General features: G+C 61.4%; 2 protein-coding genes and 1 pseudogene. 1 reads left to right on the top strand and 2 read right to left on the bottom strand.

The window, feature by feature from the left end; all coding sequences use genetic code 11:
- The coding region (locus tag V7665_RS13605) for a hypothetical protein (RefSeq protein ID WP_335665073.1) at positions 1-315 on the top strand (315 nt) is incomplete at its 5' end.
- A 124-nt stretch (positions 316-439) separates the two neighbouring features.
- On the opposite strand, the gene metW is transcribed toward V7665_RS13605, so the two are convergent.
- Entirely contained in the window at positions 440-1,030 is a 591-nt protein-coding gene (gene metW, locus V7665_RS13600; RefSeq protein WP_335665072.1) for a methionine biosynthesis protein MetW, read from the bottom strand.
- 118 nt (positions 1,031-1,148) lie between these two features.
- A pseudogene (gene metX, locus V7665_RS13595) lies at positions 1,149-1,477 on the bottom strand (homoserine O-acetyltransferase); the annotation flags it as partial.

The following is a 1,477-nucleotide window of genomic DNA, read 5'->3' as shown; positions in this document are numbered from 1 at the left end:
ACCAGCTGGCTCGCCTTCGCCGGCACTCTGGGCAGCGGCTATATATTGCCGGTACTGCTATTCGGCCTGATGATCGCCTATCAGGGCGTGCGCCTCGGCCGCTCCACCCATCTGGTCGACATGGCCGACGAAGACACCCGCGCCGCCTATACCGCGCTGTCCAATACGGTGATCGGCTTGCTGTTGCTCGCCGGCGGGATTTTCAGCCTGGTTGCGAACTGGTTTGGCGGAGAAGTGGTGCTGGCAATCATGGCGGGGATGAGCGGGTTGGCGATATTGGCGGCTTGGGGGTTGGACGAGGTGCAGCGGGATTGAGGTCAACTGTTGGCGGTAGCCAATATCGATCTACTCGTCGCCCCAGCGAAGGCTGGGGCCTAAACCAAGTGCGCGAATTTCGTCGCCATTGGGTTGGATCCCGGCCTTCGCCGGGATGACGGGGTTAGCCCCGCAACAAAAACACCGCATGCTCTGCCAGCAAGTTCGCCATGCCGTGCCCGGTCTGCTTGTCGCCGCTCAGAAACCACTGGCCTTCCTGCGCATATTTGCCGTCCTGCACCAGCGCGCGGAAATCGTCGATCGTGACATGGTGGATATTGGGCGTGTCATACCAGCTTTGCGGGAGCAGCCGGGTAACCGGCATCCGGCCGCCAAAGAACAGCGACATGCGCCCGCGCCAATGGGCGAAATTGGGAAAGCTGACGAAGGCCTGCTGGCCGATCCGCAGCAGTTCGGACAGAATCACGTCGGGGCGGCGGGTGGTCTGCAGCGTCTGGCTGAGCACGGCATAGTCGAAACTGCCGTCGGGATAGGTGCTGAGATCGGTGTCGGCATCGCCCTGCACCACCGACAGGCCCTTGGCGACGGCGCTGGCGACATTGGCCGGATCAATCTCCAGCCCGCGCGCGTCACAGCCTTTCTGATCGCGCAACGCCGCCATCAGCGCGCCATCGCCGCAGCCGATATCGAGCACCCGGCTGCCCGGGGCGATATTGTCGGCGATGATCTGCAGGTCGGGGCGGAGTTTGGTCATTGGTCTGGCTCCGACCCGTCATGCTGAACTTGTTTCAGCATCCATTGCTGATCTCTCACTGCCTGCGCGATGAGGCGGGATGGACCCTGAAACAAGTTCAGGGTGACGAGAAGCCTGGTCATTTTCCCTCTCCCGCTTTCAGAAACCCGTCGACAATCCGGTTCATCTCGGGATTTTTGAGCAGGAAACTGTCATGACCGAACGGGCTCGACAATTCCATGAAGCTGACCTCTGCCCCCGCCGCGTTGAGCGCGTGGACGATCGTGCGCGATTCGCTGGTCGGGTAGAGCCAATCGCTGTCGAAGCTGATCAGGCAGAAGCGGGTTTTTGAGCCCTTGAAGGCATTGGCGAGCACGCCGCCATGGGCTTCGGCGAGATCGAAATAGTCCATCGCGCGGGTGATGTAGAGATAGCTGTTGGCGTCGAACCGGTCGACAAAGCTGATCC

Origin of the sequence: Parasphingorhabdus sp. (assembly GCF_036964675.1) — a bacterium.
Taxonomy (GTDB): Bacteria; Pseudomonadota; Alphaproteobacteria; order Sphingomonadales; family Sphingomonadaceae; genus Parasphingorhabdus.
This window is presented reverse-complemented; position numbering and strand designations above follow the sequence as displayed.